13 protein-coding genes and 1 pseudogene are annotated in these 14,190 nt (G+C 70.5%); 4 read left to right on the top strand and 10 right to left on the bottom strand.

Translation table 11 applies throughout. The annotated features are described in order from the left end of the window. Window positions 1-121 precede the first annotated feature (121 nt). From AC5JOC_RS15810 to AC5JOC_RS15850, 9 genes and pseudogenes are all read right to left on the bottom strand, one after another. Window positions 122-715, bottom strand: a complete 594-nt coding sequence (locus AC5JOC_RS15810) for a TetR/AcrR family transcriptional regulator (RefSeq protein ID WP_124769968.1) — start codon at window positions 713-715, stop codon at window positions 122-124. A 211-nt stretch (window positions 716-926) separates the two neighbouring features. Further along, complete coding sequence (gene arfA / locus AC5JOC_RS15815; protein ID WP_494246794.1) at window positions 927-2,435, bottom strand: arabinosylfuranosidase ArfA; 1,509 nt, start codon at window positions 2,433-2,435, stop codon at window positions 927-929. A 145-nt stretch (window positions 2,436-2,580) separates the two neighbouring features. Next, the gene (locus tag AC5JOC_RS15820) at window positions 2,581-3,354 is read right to left on the bottom strand and encodes a carbohydrate ABC transporter permease (protein WP_494246795.1); all 774 of its coding nucleotides are present in this window, start codon (window positions 3,352-3,354) and stop codon (window positions 2,581-2,583) included. Between the two features lie 193 nt (window positions 3,355-3,547). Then, window positions 3,548-3,925, bottom strand: coding sequence for a hypothetical protein (locus AC5JOC_RS15825; protein WP_494246796.1), 378 nt, complete (start codon window positions 3,923-3,925; stop codon window positions 3,548-3,550). 205 nt (window positions 3,926-4,130) lie between these two features. Beyond that, complete coding sequence (locus AC5JOC_RS15830) at window positions 4,131-4,286, bottom strand: substrate-binding domain-containing protein (RefSeq protein ID WP_494246797.1); 156 nt, start codon at window positions 4,284-4,286, stop codon at window positions 4,131-4,133. Further along, complete coding sequence (locus AC5JOC_RS15835; RefSeq protein WP_494246900.1) at window positions 4,276-4,551, bottom strand: hypothetical protein; 276 nt, start codon at window positions 4,549-4,551, stop codon at window positions 4,276-4,278. The genes AC5JOC_RS15830 and AC5JOC_RS15835 overlap by 11 nt, the downstream gene beginning before the upstream one ends. 413 nt (window positions 4,552-4,964) lie before the next feature. Beyond that, window positions 4,965-5,120, bottom strand: a pseudogene (locus tag AC5JOC_RS15840) (LacI family DNA-binding transcriptional regulator); the annotation flags it as partial. A 22-nt stretch (window positions 5,121-5,142) separates the two neighbouring features. Then, window positions 5,143-6,195 (bottom strand): LacI family DNA-binding transcriptional regulator, encoded by a 1,053-nt coding sequence (locus AC5JOC_RS15845; protein WP_159879813.1) that lies wholly within the window; start codon window positions 6,193-6,195, stop codon window positions 5,143-5,145. Between the two features lie 262 nt (window positions 6,196-6,457). Continuing rightward, window positions 6,458-7,243 carry a phosphatase PAP2 family protein gene (locus tag AC5JOC_RS15850; RefSeq protein WP_228501947.1) on the bottom strand — a complete coding sequence of 262 codons (786 nt, stop codon included), beginning with the start codon at window positions 7,241-7,243 and terminating at the stop codon, window positions 6,458-6,460. 152 nt (window positions 7,244-7,395) lie between these two features. Here AC5JOC_RS15850 and AC5JOC_RS15855 point away from each other — a divergent pair, with 152 nt between their 5' ends. After that, complete coding sequence (locus tag AC5JOC_RS15855; protein WP_192005755.1) at window positions 7,396-7,818, top strand: YchJ family metal-binding protein; 423 nt, start codon at window positions 7,396-7,398, stop codon at window positions 7,816-7,818. Window positions 7,819-7,840: 22 nt separating this feature from the next. On the opposite strand, the gene AC5JOC_RS15860 is transcribed toward AC5JOC_RS15855, so the two are convergent. Further along, a complete protein-coding gene (locus tag AC5JOC_RS15860) occupies window positions 7,841-9,082 on the bottom strand; it encodes a multidrug effflux MFS transporter (protein ID WP_205858686.1) in 1,242 nt (413 codons plus the stop codon). A gap of 328 nt (window positions 9,083-9,410) precedes the next feature. Between AC5JOC_RS15860 and AC5JOC_RS15865 the strand changes: the two genes are divergently transcribed. Genes AC5JOC_RS15865 through AC5JOC_RS15875 form a run of 3 tightly spaced genes read left to right on the top strand, consistent with a single transcriptional unit; the run spans window position 9,411 to window position 14,180 of the window. Further along, window positions 9,411-11,300 (top strand): HSP90 family protein, encoded by a 1,890-nt coding sequence (locus AC5JOC_RS15865; protein ID WP_494246798.1) that lies wholly within the window; start codon window positions 9,411-9,413, stop codon window positions 11,298-11,300. Continuing rightward, window positions 11,297-12,991 (top strand): hypothetical protein, encoded by a 1,695-nt coding sequence (locus tag AC5JOC_RS15870; RefSeq protein WP_494246799.1) that lies wholly within the window; start codon window positions 11,297-11,299, stop codon window positions 12,989-12,991. Before AC5JOC_RS15865 ends, AC5JOC_RS15870 begins: the two co-directional genes overlap by 4 nt. After that, a complete protein-coding gene (locus tag AC5JOC_RS15875; protein ID WP_494246800.1) occupies window positions 12,963-14,180 on the top strand; it encodes a hypothetical protein in 1,218 nt (405 codons plus the stop codon). Before AC5JOC_RS15870 ends, AC5JOC_RS15875 begins: the two co-directional genes overlap by 29 nt. Window positions 14,181-14,190: the final 10 nt, after the last annotated feature.

The following is a 14,190-nucleotide window of genomic DNA, read 5'->3' on the forward strand; positions in this document are numbered from 1 at the left end:
CCCCAGCCGCGTGAGCGCGGGTCTCCGGAGGGTCGCGCCCACGCGCCCGGGGCGCACCCACGCCGATTCCCCAGCGCTCGCGTCACCGCACCGCGCCGGGCCCCACAGACCCGCGCTCGGGTCAGCGCACCGCGCCGGCGTCACCGACGAGGAGAGCCCAGGCGCGCTCGAGGTCACCGGCCATGTCGACGGAGGGGTCGAGCGTCCACTGCACCTGCAGCCCGTCGGCGAGGGCGACCATGACGCGCGCCACGTGCTCGGGATCGATGCCCGCGGCGACCCGCCCGGAAGCCTGGCGATCACGGACGACGTCGGCGATGCTCCGGCGCACCGCCGTGACGTGATCGACGAAGAACCCGCGCACCGGGTGCTCCGCATCACCGGCGGCGGCCGCCATCGTCAGGTACAACTCGACGAGGCCCGGGACATCGCTGTTGTGGCGCATGACGGCGACCAGACCCTCGATCGCGTCCTGGGAGCCGGCCGCGGCGAACTCCTCGTAGTCGACGGCGTCGCGCTCCCGCAGGATCGCCGCGAACAGGTGCTCCTTGGATTCGAAGTAGTGCATGAGCCCCGGCAGGCTGACGCCGACCTCACGCGCGACCTCACGGAGCGACGTGCCGCGATACCCCTCGCGCGCGAACACCGCGAGCGCGACGCGCAGGATCTCCTCGCGGCGCGCAACACCTTTCGCGTAGGAGCCCCGTGCCGTCATGTGCCGATTGTAGGGCCGCACGACGTCGGCGGTGGGTGGGATTCCCCCACCCACCGCCGACGCCGAGTACGTGCATCACTCAGGACGGGTCCGGCGCGCCGTCCCGCGATCGCCGCGAGCGCGGCAGACCCGCCGCGATCGTCCTGAGTTGCGAACGTCGAGACCCCTGACTCGCAGCCCGCTTCCCGCAGCCCGCTTCCCGCTTCCCGACTCAGGCGCCGAGTGCGACCGCCGTCCACGACACGGGCGGGAGCGTGATCGTGAGGGTGCCGTCGGCGAGCGACGCGCTCTCGTTCGCGATGAGGCCGACGCGCTCGCGGTCGTCGATCGTGTTCTTCGCGTAGACGTCCTCGTCGTGGATGCCGTTCGCCTCGACGATCGAACCCACGCCGAGCGCCGAGACGTCGACGGTCACCGTGATCGCCTCGTCCTGGTGACGGTTCACGAGGAACACGGCCGCGGTCCCGGCCTCGGCGTCGTACGTCGCGACCGAGTCGACGAGCGGTGCGTCACCGTGGACCTTCGTGGTGTAGCTGCCGACCTCGATGCGCGGCGCGAGCACGACACCCGACGCGAGCCGGCTGGTGACCGAGAACGGGAAGAACGTCGTCTGCCGCCAGGCTCCGCCGCCCGGCTCGGTCATGATCGGGGCGATGACGTTCACGAGCTGCGCGAGGCTCGCGGAACCGACGCGGTCGCTGTGCTTGAGGAGCGTCATCAGCAGGTTGCCGAACACGACCGCGTCGGCGACCGAGTAGACGTCCTCGATGAGGCGGGGCGCGTAGGCCCACTCCTCGATCGTGCCCTCGATCGCGTTCCACTCGTCGAGGTACCAGACGTTCCACTCGTCGAACGAGAGCTGGATCTGCTTGTCGGAGTGACGCTTGTGCTGCACGTGGTCGGCGGCCGCGACGACCGTGCGGATGAAGTACTCCATGTTGAGCGACGAGGCGAGGAACGACCCGAGGTCGCCGTCGCGCTCCTGGTAGTACGCGTGGCAGGAGATGTAGTCCACCGAGTCGAAGCTGTGCTCGAGGACGGTGCGCTCCCAGTCGCCGAAGGTCGGCATCGAGGAACTCGACGATCCGCAGACGACGAGTTCGAGCTTCGGGTCGACCATCTTCATCGCCGACGCGGTCCGGGCGGCCAGCTTGCCGTAGTCGTCGGCCGACATGGCGCCGACCTGCCACGGCCCGTCCATCTCGTTGCCGAGACACCACATGCTGATGCCGTAGGGCTCGGGTGCGCCGTTCGCGATCCGCTGGTCGGACAGCGCCGTGCCGCTCGGGTGGTTCGTGTACTCGAGGAGGTCGAGCGCTTCGAGCACCCCGCGCGTGCCGAGGTTGACGGCCATCATCATCTCGCTGCCGGTGAGCTTGCACCACTTGGCGAACTCGTCGACGCCGACCTGGTTGGTCTCGAGCGAGTGCCAGGCCAGGTCGCGGCGCACGGGGCGGTTCTCGCGCGGCCCGACGCCGTCCTCCCAGCGGTAGCCGGAGACGAAGTTGCCGCCGGGGTAGCGGATGGTGCTCGTACCGAGCTCCGTGACGAGGTCCACCACATCGCCGCGGAAGCCGTCGGCGTCGGCGGTGGGGTGGCCGGGCTCGTAGATGCCGTCGTAGACGCAGCGGCCCAGGTGCTCCACGAACGAGCCGAAGATCCGGCGGTTGACGGGGGCGACCGTGACGTTCGGGTCGATGGCGATGCGTGCGGTGGTCATGACGGGAGGTGTCCTTCGTTCGGGCCGGAGTCGGCCGTGGCGTGCAGTGCTGGTCGTTCGTGCGTTGCGTGAGCGGTCGTGGTGTCGATGATGTCGTGGAGTGCCCGGTCGGGGCGACGCCGCGGCGGCGCGTCTGTGGAGCGGCTCACTTCACGCTGCCGAGGGAGAGCCCGCCCTGCCAGTACCGCTGCAGGGAGAGGAAGGCGATGATGAGCGGCACGATCGAGATGAACGCCCCGGTGACGATGAGGTTCCACACCTGCTCGCCGCCGGCACCCGCGTTCGACAGCGCCGTCCAGTTGTTCAGTCCGACCGTCACGGGAAGCAGGTTCGGGTCGCTGAGCACCGCCAGCGGCAGGAAGAAGTTGTTCCACGTGCCGACGATCGAGAGCAGCAGCACCGTGACGATCGCCGGTCGCAGCAGCGGGAGCGCGACCTGGAAGAACGTCCGCAGCTCCCCTGCGCCGTCGACCCGCGCGGCGTCGAGGATCTCGTCCGGGATGGCGTCCTGGGTGTAGATGCGCATGAGGTAGACGCCGAACGGGCTGAGCAGCGACGGCAGGATCACGGCCCAGACCGTGTTGACCAGACCGACCTGGCTGAGGAGGACGAACGTCGGGATGACGAGGGCCGTGAGCGGGACCATGACGGCACCGAGCAGCAGGTTGAAGAACACCGTCCGGCCACGGAACCGGTACTTCGCGAACCCGTAGCCCGCGAGCACCGCCAGGATCGTCGCGCCGATACCGCCGGAGAAGGCGTACAGGAACGAGTTGCCGAGCCAGCGCCAGTAGATGCCGCCCTGGTGGGTCGAGAGCTCCGCGAGGTTGTCGAAGAAGTTGAACTCGCCGTCGAACCACAGGGGCCCACCCGAGCCGGTGAAGAGTCCCGAGGTGTCCTTCGTGGCGGCGACGATCAACCACCACAGCGGGAGGATGAAGTAGATGACGAGGGCGAGGAGGAAGAGGTGCGAGCCGACGCGTCGGCCGCCAGGCCGATCCGGTGGTGAGTGCCATGATGCTGCTTTCGAGTCGTGGGGACCACCGGGGCGGCGACTGCGCCGCCCCGGTGACGGAGGACGTGCGGGGCGGCGTCGCGGCCGCCCCGGCGGGCTACTTCGAGGTGAAGCCCTGCTCGGTGGCGTACTTCTCGAGGCTCGCCTGGAGGTCGTCGAGCGCCTCGTCGGCGGTCTTCTCGCCCTGGACCATCGCGTACTGCTGCTCGGTCAACTGGTCGAACGCGTAGTTCTGGAACGGACTGAACGTGAAGCCGCTGTAGCCGGCCGCCGCGGCGAGGAAGACGTCCTTGTTGATCTGCTGACCACCGAAGAACGGGTACTCGAGGTTCGTGAAGTAGTCGGACTCCAGGATCGGCTTGTACGTCGGGAACAGCGCACCCTGCTCGATGCCGATCTTCCACGCCTCGTCGGTGCCGAAGATGTCCTTCGCGACCTCGGCGGCGAGTTTCTTGTCCTTCGCCTGCTCGGTCACGGCGTGGGTCCTCTCCGGGGACGTCGTCGTCCAGGTTTCTACAACGTTGAAGGTAAACGTTGTAGAAGCATGATGCTCGTGCGCCGATCCGGCGGCTGTCAAGACACGAATCTGGAGATGGGGAATCGGCGCCGACAGGCGAGGACGCGGTCGACTCACGTCGCACCAGTTCGAAGTCCGCGTAGCACGCGACGGGGTGGCACGATCATCGACTCCCGCCGGCGATCCGCTCGACGAGCAGCGATCCACGGCGGTCTCGGGCGATCTGCTCCCGCCCCGGCGCGATCGTCGACAGCGACGGCAGGGAGTACCGACCCTCGTCGATGTCGTCGAAGCCGATGACCGCGACCTCATCGGGCATGCGCGACGCCTCGTTCGCTCAGGACGCGCATGGCTCCGAGCGCCAGGGCGTCGTTGAACGCGACGATGCCGTCGAACGCGACACCCTCGTCGAGCATCGCGCGCATCGCGACCGCTCCGTCGAAGCGACCCCAGACCGGGACCTCGCGGACGAGCGCCGGATCGAACACCATGCCGGCAGCCTCCAGCGCGGCTCGATACCCGGCGAGACGCAGACTGGCCGAACCGATCGATCGTCGCGCGCGGTGCGCTCCGAAGGCGACGATCCGTCGTCCGACCGAGCGCGATCAGATGCTCCGTCGCGGCACGCGACTCCCTCGGTGTTGCGCATCGTCACGTGGTCGTTCGGGGCGTTGAACATGCGCTCACCGAGGAGCACCATCGGGATGTGTGCACCTCCTCCACGACGGCGAGGTCCTCGTCGCCGAGGTGGAGCGCGCTGTAGAGGACACCGTCGACCGCAGCGGAGTCCGTGCGCCGCGCAACGAGCTCGGCCTCGCGCTGCCCGGTCGCCGCCGCTCAGCTCGATCAGCACCGTACAGGCCGACGCTGCGTCGGCGGCGTGCATGACGGCGTCGGCGAGCTCGGCGAAGTAGGAGTTCCGGAGGTCGGGGATGATCAGGCTGATGACGCCGGACCGGCCGGAGCGGAGCCCGCGTGCGGAGAGGTTCGGGCGGTAGCCGAGCTCGGCGATCGCCGCGAGCACCCGCTCCTTGGTCGCCTGCTTGATGTGCGGGTAGTCGTTGACGACGTTCGAGACGGTCTTGGCGGACACCCCGGCGAGCTTCGCCACGTCGTGCAGGGTGGTCGCCATGATCCTCCTCGGCGGCGGCATGCCCGGCCGCCCTGTACGCACTCTACAACGTTGAAGGAGCGGCCCTGGATCCGGGCGTGTGGGCGATCACGGAGCCGGTGGACTCCCTCGGGACGACGCGGAAGCCGCTGACGATCGCGCGCGGTGCCTCCGGCTGCCCGGGTGCGGCGATCCGCTCGATCAGGAGCTCGACGGCGCGCTCGGCGATCTCCTCCCGGCCGATGTCGACCGTGGACAGGGTCGGGAGGGCGTAGCGCGTCTCGTCCAGGTCGTCGAAGCCGATGATCGCGACGTCGTCGGGGATGCGGAGCCCGGCGTCCTGGAGGACGCGCATGGCACCGAGGGCCATCGCATCGTTGAAGGCGACGACGCCGTCGAACGGCAGGCCCGCGGCGATGACCTCGCGCATCGCGTTCGCCCCGTCGCTGCGGTGCCAGCTGACGACGGTGCTGACGTAGGCGGGATCGGCCGGGATGCCCGCGGCTTCGAGCGCCTCGCGATACCCCTGGAGACGGAGGGCGGCCGGCCCCAGGGTGTCGTGCGGGTCGGTGCCGAGTGCGACGATGCGGCGTCTGCCCTGCGCGAGCAGGTGTTCGGTCGCCGCGCGGGCGCCGTCGACGTTGGCCATCGTCACGTGGTCGCGGTCGCCGTCGAACAGTTGCTCGCCGAGGATCACCATGGGCCCGTCCGGGAGGAGCGCGCTGTCGTCGCGGTCGAGGCTGAGCGGGCTGTAGAGGATGCCGTCGACGAGCTGCATGCGCGGCCCGCGGAGGATCTCGAGCTCGACGTCGCGACCGCCGGCCACCTGCTCGATGAGCACCGAGAGCCCGCGCGCACGAGCCTGACGCATGACCGCGTCCGCGAGCTCCGCGAAGTAGGCGTTGCGGAGGTCGGGGATGATGAGGCTGATCACGCCGGACCGGCCGGAGCGGAGGCTCCGGGCCGAGAGGTTGGGGCGGTAGCCGAGCTCGGCGATCGCGCGCTCGACCTTGGAGCGGGTCGCGTCGCTCACGTGCGGGTAGTCGTTGACGACGTTCGAGACGGTCTTGATCGAGACGCCCGCGCGTGCGGCGACGTCGTGCATCGTGATCGACACGCGTCTCCTCCCCCGGCCGGCTCCCGGCTGTCAGCAGACTACCGCTCCGCCGGCACGGGGTGTCGTGGCCGCCAGCGCGGTGCGCTGACGCGAGCGCGGGTCTGTGGCGTGAGCGCGGGCCTCCGGAGGGGCGCGCCCACGCGGTGGACCCGCGCTCACGCCCATCCGGGCGGTCTGGGGTCAGCGCACCGCGCTGGCGTCAGGACGGAACACGAACGACGAGCGCTGGACGACCGGCATCAAGCGCCGGGCGTCCACTCGGTCAGCCGTCGGTCAGCGGGACCCGTTTCTTCGGTTCGGTCGACATCCGGTGCAGCAACGGCACCGCGATGATGAGCGCGACACCGGCACCGAGCAGCAGCCCACCGATCGTGTCGCTCACCCAGTGGGCGCCGAGATAGGTCCGCGACAGCATCATCAGCAGCGTGTAGGCGACACCGATCAACCACACCCAGACCCGCGGGAAGATGATCCCGAACGCGACGGCGATGGTCGCCGCGTTCGCACTGTGCCCCGAGGGGAACGAACCGAAGTCCGCGTGGACGAGGATGTCCTCGGGCCGCGATCGACCGACGATGTTCTTGATGATCTGCACCGCTCCGGCGCTCAGGGCGGAGACGATCGCGAAGTACAGGGCGGCCCACGGTCGGCGAAGCAGCAGGAGGACGGCGATCCCGAGCAGCGGCACGACGAAGATCGCGACGACCCCGCCGCCGAGCCAGTTCATGACGAGCGCAGCCTGGACGAGCCACGGCGACCGCTCCTCGAGGACCTCCTGCATCCACTCCTCGTCGAACCCGAACGGGGCGTTCGGGCCGCGCTGGAAGAGCAGCACGCCGAGCAGGAGGACGAGGACCACGGCGATCGCGCCGCTGATCAACGGCCACCGCCGGGAGACCTTCGCAGCGAGCTTCGGATCGGGCCGGATCGACGCCGGGTCCGGATCCATCGCGAGCGCACCCGACTCGTCGAGAGCTGGCGAGACCGCCTCGTGCACCTCGGGAGCCGGTGCAGCTGCTGGGTCGTCGTGGTCGTCGGGTGCCGTCATCGTCCCATCATGCCGTGTCGGGTATGCCTCACGCGTGGGCTTGCGCCAGGAGGATGACGCGTTGATCGCCGCGCCGATACGCCGCCGGATATGCGCTGGCGACCGACGGCCGACGAGCACGAGCTGCGGGCCTGGCGGGCGATACTGGAGCAGTGACCCACGACGCCCGCACCGCTCCCCTCGCCGACGACGCGCGGTGCCCCTGCCTGTCCGGCGAGACGTACGGCGCCTGCTGCGGGCGCCTGCACCGAGGTGAGTCGTCGGCGGCCACCGCGGAGGCGCTCATGCGGTCGCGGTTCTCGGCCTTCGCGGTCGGTGACGCGGAGTACCTGCTGCGCACCTGGCATCCGTCGACCAGGCCGGCGTCGCTCGAGTTGGACGACTCACTCCGCTGGTACCGGCTCGACATCGTCGCGACCTCCCGCGGTGGGCTGCTCGACACCGAGGGGATGGTCGAGTTCGTCGCGCACCACAAGGTTCCCGGCGTGCGGGGCTCGGCGGGGAGCCAGCACGAACGGAGTCGGTTCTCGAAGGACACCGGCGCGTGGACGTACCTCGACGGCGTGGACCGGTGACCTGACGGCGCGAGCCACCAGGTCAGCCGGCGAGGGCCGGGACCTTCTTCGGCTGCACGATGAACCAGAGCGCACACACCGACACGACCGAGGTCGCGGCCATCACGGCACCCATGGGGATCGCGGTACCGATCCCGAGCACACCGACGATGGGCGAGATGAGTCCCGCAAGCCCGAAGTTGAGCGCCCCGAGGAGCGACGCCGCCGTCCCGGCCTCGTGCCCGTGGTTCGCGAGGGCGAGCACCTGCACCGCCGGGAAGCCGAAGCCACACGACAGGATGAAGAAGAACAGCGGCACCAGCACACCGAACAGCCCGACGTCGGCCATCGTCAGCGCGACGATCGTCACTGCGGAGATGAGCTGCACGATGGTCGTGCACGCGAGGATCCACTGCGGCCCGTACCAGCGCATGAGGCGCGACGAGATCTGCACCCCGGCGACGATGCCGAGCGAGTTCACCGCGAACAGGAGACCGTACTCCTGTGCGTCGAAGTCGTAGACCTCCTGGAAGAGGAACGACGAGCTCGAGAGGTAGGCGAACAGGCCCGAGAAGCTCATGCCACCGATGAGGGCGACACCGACGAACACGCGGTCGCTGAACACCGAGCGGTAGCGGTCGCGGACGGTGCTGTGCCCGGCGTCGCGACGCCGCGCGGGCGGCAGGGTCTCGACGATCCAGAGCGACACCGCGATGACGACGAACAGCCCGTAGGCGGCGAGGAACACGAAGAGTCCGCGCCAGTCGAGGACGAGGAGGAGCTGCGACCCGATGACGGGAGCGGCGATCGGCGCGAGCCCGTTCACGAGCGCGAGTCGCGACAGCATCCGCACGAGCGGCTTCCCGCCGAAGAGGTCGCGGACCATCGCCATCGCGACGACACCACCGGCCGCCGCACCGGCACCCTGCAGCACGCGGAACACCATGAGCCACCCGATGTCGGGCGCGAACGCGGCGCCGACCGAGGCCAGGATGTGGATGCTCGTCGCGAGGATGAGCGGGAGACGCCTGCCGACCTTGTCGCTCCAGGGCCCCATGAAGAGCTGACCCACCGCGAAGCCGATCGTGGTCCCGGTGAGGGTGAGCTGGATGAGGCTGACCGGGACGTCGAGGTCCTGTTCGAGGATCGGGAACGCCGGCAGGTAGAGGTCGATGGTGAACGGCCCGAGCGCGGTGAGCGCGCCGAGCACGAGGATGTAGACGAGGCGCTGCCTGCCCGAGAGCGAGTCCCCGGGGTGGACGACGGTGATTCCTGCGGTGTGCACTGGTGAACGGATTCCTAGCGAGGTGCGGGGGTGGGAGGAGTGGTCCGAATCGATGTCGAATCGATTCGAGAAGCGGCGTCAAGGCTAGCAGCCGGGGACGCGTTTTCGCGACACCCCCGGACGACCGATCGGCGTCGACCTCGCTCCACAGCCCCTGGGGAGCAGCGTCGCCTCGACGACCCTCAGGCGACCGCCCAGCATCCGTTTCACGACGTTCGCTAGGCTGATCCGGCTGCAGGCGAACCGGTCGCGGGCCGCCTGTCCGGAGCCCGATCCACCCTGCATGCACCCCCGATGCAGGCCCCGTAGCCGCCGACGGAAGAGAGCCATGCCAGACCACTCCCGAGCCCCGCTGCCGTTCCAGGTCGATCTCCGCGGAGTCGTCGACCTGCTCAGCCGCCACATCTACTCGGGACCGCGCGTCTACCTCCGCGAGCTCCTGCAGAACGGACGCGACGCCGTCGCAGCCCGTCGCGCCGACGACCCGACGGCGCCTCCCGGCAGACTCCTCATCACCCCGCACGTGCCACCGTCCGGCTCGGAGGCGGGTACGCCGTTCCGATTCCGCGACGACGGTGTCGGGCTCACCCGCGACGAGGCCGCCGAGCTGCTGGCGACGGTCGGCCGCAGCTCCAAGCGCGGCGACCTCGACGAACTCCAGCGCGGCGACTACCTCGGCCGGTTCGGCATCGGTCTGCTGAGCTGCTTCATGGTCGCCGACACCATCACCGTCCGCAGCCGCTCGGCTCGTGGCGGTCCGGCCATCGAGTGGATCGGCGACGCCGACGGCACCTTCACGATCCGCGAACTCGACGACGCCACGACCGCCGCCATGCCGATCGGCTCGGAGGTCGTACTCGACCCGCGCATCGACGGCCCACTGCACGACGGCAGTCTGCTCGGGCACGGCACGGTGCTCGGCCTCGCCACCACCTTCGGACGGTTCCTCGACCTCGACGTCGAGGTGGTCGACCCCTCCGCACCCGACCACCCGGTGCGCATCAACGTCGACCCGGTGTTCCGGACGGCTGAGGCGACCACTCGCGAGGCGCTCCTGGCGTTCGGGGAGGACCTCCTCGGGACGCGCCCGTTCGACGCCGTCGAGATCGTGGTGCCCGGCACCGGCACCCGAGGCACCGCCTTCGTCCTCCCCTCGCCGCCTCCGCCGGGCGCCCGGCAGGCGAGCCGGGTCTACCTCGGCGGCATGCTGCTGAGCGAACAGATCGACGACCTGCTGCCCGAGTGGGCGTTCTTCGTCCGCTGCATCGTCGACACGACGGGGCTCCGCCCGACGGCGTCGCGCGAGCAGCTCGTGCAGGACGACGCGTTGGAGTTCACCCGCGAGGCCATCGGAGCAACCCTGCGACGGTGGATCCTCGACCTCGCCCGCCAGCGGCCGCACCGACTCCAGGAGTTCATCGGCGTCCACCAGCTCGGCATCAAGGCGATCGCCGCCCACGACGACGACCTCGCGAGCGCCGTCGTCCGGTGGCTCCCGATCGAGACCTCCGCCGGCACGATGACCATCGACGAACATCTGTCGCAGACCGGCGTCATCCGGTACACGGCATCCCGCGACGAGTTCCGTCAGATCGCCGCGGTCGTCGATCCGGCCTCACCGATCGTCAACGGCGGGTACGTGTACGACCAGGAGATCCTGGAGCGGCTGCCCCACCTGATCGACGGCGTTCGGGTCGAACGGGTGACGGTCGCCGACGAGCTCGACAACCTCGAGCCGCCGCACCTGGACGACCTCGCCGCGACGACGGCACTCGAGGACCGCGCCAGCCGCGTGCTCGCCGAGGTCGAGTGCCGGGTCTCGGTGCGCCGGTACCGGCCGGACGACCTCGCCGCGCTGTACGTCGCCGACCCGTCCGTGCTCCGACGGCTCGAGCGGCACCGGGCCGCCTCGGTCGCGCCGGGTATCTGGTCGCAGGTCGTCGGGGCCGTCGACTCCTTCCTCGCCGACGCCGGCCCGGGAGGCACTGAGGCCGACACTGCAGCCCGGCTCTGCCTCAACTGGAACGCGGCGCTCGTCCGCCGCTTGGCGACCCTCGACGACGACCTCGTGTTCGAGCGCAGCATCCAACTGCTCTACGTCCAGGCGCTCCTCGCCGGGCACCGCCCCCTCGAAGCACGCGACCGCCGCATGCTCGACGCAGCCATGACCGACCTGATCGGCCTCAGTGTCGGTCTCGACGACAAGGAACTCCGATGACCGACACCACCGACACCCCTGTGAACGACATCGACCCCGACGCGAGCGTCCAGGACCTCCTCGAGGAGGCCGACACCCTGCCGTGTGGTCCCGCCGAGCGCGCCCTGCTCGACGAGGCACTCCGGCGAGCTGAGGCCGCCGGCGACGAGGAGGCCGCGTACGCGACCCGCATGCGGTTGACCCAGTCGGCACACATGACGGGCGACACCGACGCCATGTTCAGCTCCTTCGGCTGGTGCGTCGGCAAGCACGACGCGGACCCGGAGCGCTTCCCGATCACGGTCGACGGCTGCGACCTGCTGTTCCAGTACAAGTGGATGGCCGGCCGGCTGTCGACGAACCCGACGTTCTCGCTCGCGCAGATCGAGGCGATGCACGAGGACATGCGGGCGAGGTACGCGGCAGCGGGCGCCACGATGAGCGGCGTGGTGCAGTCGCAGTTCCACATCGCGACGGTGACCGGTCGCCTCGACGAGGCCGCCGCGTTCCTGGAACGCCGCTCGACCATCGAGGACGACCGCTACAGCCACTGCGAAGCGTGCGTGCGCAATGAGGACGCCTGGTTCCACCAGCTCCGCGGGCACGACGACGACGCGATCCGGATCTACGACGAGATGTTCGAGAACCGCATGAGCTGTGGCGAGGAGCCGGAGACGAGCGAGGCACAGGCGCTCCTCCCCTACCTCCGCGCCGGCCGGTTCGACGATGCCAAGGCGGCGCACCAGCGCAGCTACCGGGTCGCCCGTTCCAACGCCGACGGGTTCGGCATCATCGCCGACCACCTCGTGTTCTGCGCCGTCACGGGCAACGAGGCGCGCGGCCTGGCGATGCTCGAACGCCACCTGCCGGCCCTCGTCAACGACCCCATCAACCTGTCCGGGCACGCCGACGGGCTCATCGCGGTCGGCGTCCTGCTGGATGCCGTCGCCCGAGCCGGTCACGGTGATCTGCCCGTCCGCGGTGCCGACGCCCCGGACCTTGCCCGGTACCTCGGCACCGAGTCGACCGACGCCGCCGACTGGACCGTCAGCGCGGTCGCGGCGCGCGCCTGGGCAGCCGCCGAGCACCTGACCCGTGCCTTCGACGAACGCAACGGCAACGGCTTCCGCACCGAGCGGCTCGAGGCCGCGCGGGCACTCGCGACGGAACACTGGGACCTCCCGCTGTCGGTCGAGGGGTTCGCAGCCCCGGTCGCCGAGCCGGAACCGGCGACCACGGCCGCCGAGTGGCGCGAACGGACCTCCGCGCTCCTGCAGAGCGCCGACCCACGCGGTGCGATCGTCGCCGCCGAGCAGGGCCTCGCGCTCCTCGCGGACGACGCGGATCCCGACGAGAACCTCCGCGCCGGGCTCCTCGGCGCGATCGCGCAGGCAGCGGTCATCGAGGGTGACGACGACCGCGCGAGCGGCGGCCTGGGCCGACCGCGACACCGCGCTCCGTGCGGCAGGACGCATCGCGGTCGCCGACGTCGAGGCCCGCTTCGGCGTGGCCCTCCTCGGCACGGCGACCGAGGACCGGCTCACCCTCCTGCTCGCCGAGCTCGACGACGCCCGTCTCGTCCCCGTCGACGCGGACCGGCTCATCCACACGCTCGTCGTCACCGCGCGCCATGCGTTCGAGCTCGCGGGAGCGCAGACCGAGCAGGAGTCCGCGGAACGGTTCATGGGGATCGCCGACCGGCTCGCCGGTGAGGCCGTGCTCGCCGCCGCGGTCGACGACCCGGGCGAGGCAGGCCCGCCGGCCCGTCTCCTGCACGCGCACCTCTTCGCCGTGACCGGCCGGATCGAGGAGGCGGCAGAGCTTCTCGACCCACTCCTCGAGCCCGGGCAGCGGGCGTCGGTCCGCCTCCCCGCGCTGACGCTCCGCACCCGGATGCTCGGCGGGGCCGGGGCCTTCGCCGAAGGGGTCGCGCTCGCCGACGAACTCGTCGCCCTCCAGACACTCCTCGGCAACCGGCTCGGCATCATCCAGGCGTGCTCCCTCTCGGCGGCCCTCCTGAGCGACGCCGACCGTGACCGCGAGGCCGCGGCCCGCATGCAGCTGGCGATCACCCACGCGAAGCGGGCGGAGTACGACGACCTCGACTCGCTCACCCTCCAACTCGCGCGGTACCTCCAGTTCGCGGGCGATGCCGCCACGGCGCTCGAGCACTACGACGAGGTCTACCAGGCGAAGCGCGAGCACGCCGCGCCGGGTGAGCTCGCGGACCTGCTCGCCAACATGGGCGAGGCCGCGCGCATGATCGGCGAACACGGCATGGCGTACGGCGTGTGGCGCGCAGCGATCGACGACGCCGCGTCCGTCGGGAACGACCAGGTGGTCATCCGCACCGGCTTCGGGTTGAGCACGCTCCTCGTCCAGTTCGAGGACGACGACGCGATCGAGGTCATCGACCAGGCCCTCGCCGCCGCTCGCCGGCTGGGCGACCCGCAGCTCCTCGTCCAGGCACTCCAGCGTGCGGCGAGCGCACGGGCGGCCTTCGGCGACGACACCGGGCTGCCGCTCTACTCGGAGGCTCGTGACATCGCCTCGGCGCACGAGGCCGCGTGGCTCGTGGCCGACATCACCGATTCGGAGGCCCGCTCGCTCGGTGCGCTCGGACGCGCCGACGACGCGACGGCGACGGCTCGGCTCGCCGCTGCGGGGTTCGTGGCCGCCGGCGACGAGAACGGCGCGGCGGTGGCCGAGGTGTTCGCGGCGAGGTCGCGGGTCGCCGTCGACGACCACGCCGGTGCCGTCGACCTGTTCCGTTCGGCTCGCGGACGCCTGCCTGCCGGCTCGCCCGACTGGACGACGGTCACGGCCGAACTCGCGGACGCGCACGAGCGCTTGGAGCAGCACACCGATGCGGCACTGCTGCGGGCCGAGATCGAGGAGTGATCGGGACCGT

The sequence above is a fragment of the Plantibacter sp. genome (assembly GCF_059073635.1).

Excerpts from the sequence above, each read along its gene's own strand:
- AC5JOC_RS15810 (WP_124769968.1), bottom strand. The coding sequence starts at position 715 with ATGACGGCACGGGGCTCCTACGCGAAAGGTGTTGCGCGCCGCGAGGAG.
- arfA (WP_494246794.1), bottom strand. The coding sequence starts at position 2,435 with ATGACCACCGCACGCATCGCCATCGACCCGAACGTCACGGTCGCCCCC.
- AC5JOC_RS15830 (WP_494246797.1), bottom strand. The coding sequence starts at position 4,286 with ATGCCCGATGAGGTCGCGGTCATCGGCTTCGACGACATCGACGAGGGT.
- AC5JOC_RS15850 (WP_228501947.1), bottom strand. The coding sequence starts at position 7,243 with ATGACGGCACCCGACGACCACGACGACCCAGCAGCTGCACCGGCTCCC.
- AC5JOC_RS15865 (WP_494246798.1), top strand. The coding sequence starts at position 9,411 with ATGCCAGACCACTCCCGAGCCCCGCTGCCGTTCCAGGTCGATCTCCGC.
- AC5JOC_RS15870 (WP_494246799.1), top strand. The coding sequence starts at position 11,297 with ATGACCGACACCACCGACACCCCTGTGAACGACATCGACCCCGACGCG.
- AC5JOC_RS15875 (WP_494246800.1), top strand. The coding sequence starts at position 12,963 with ATGGGGATCGCCGACCGGCTCGCCGGTGAGGCCGTGCTCGCCGCCGCG.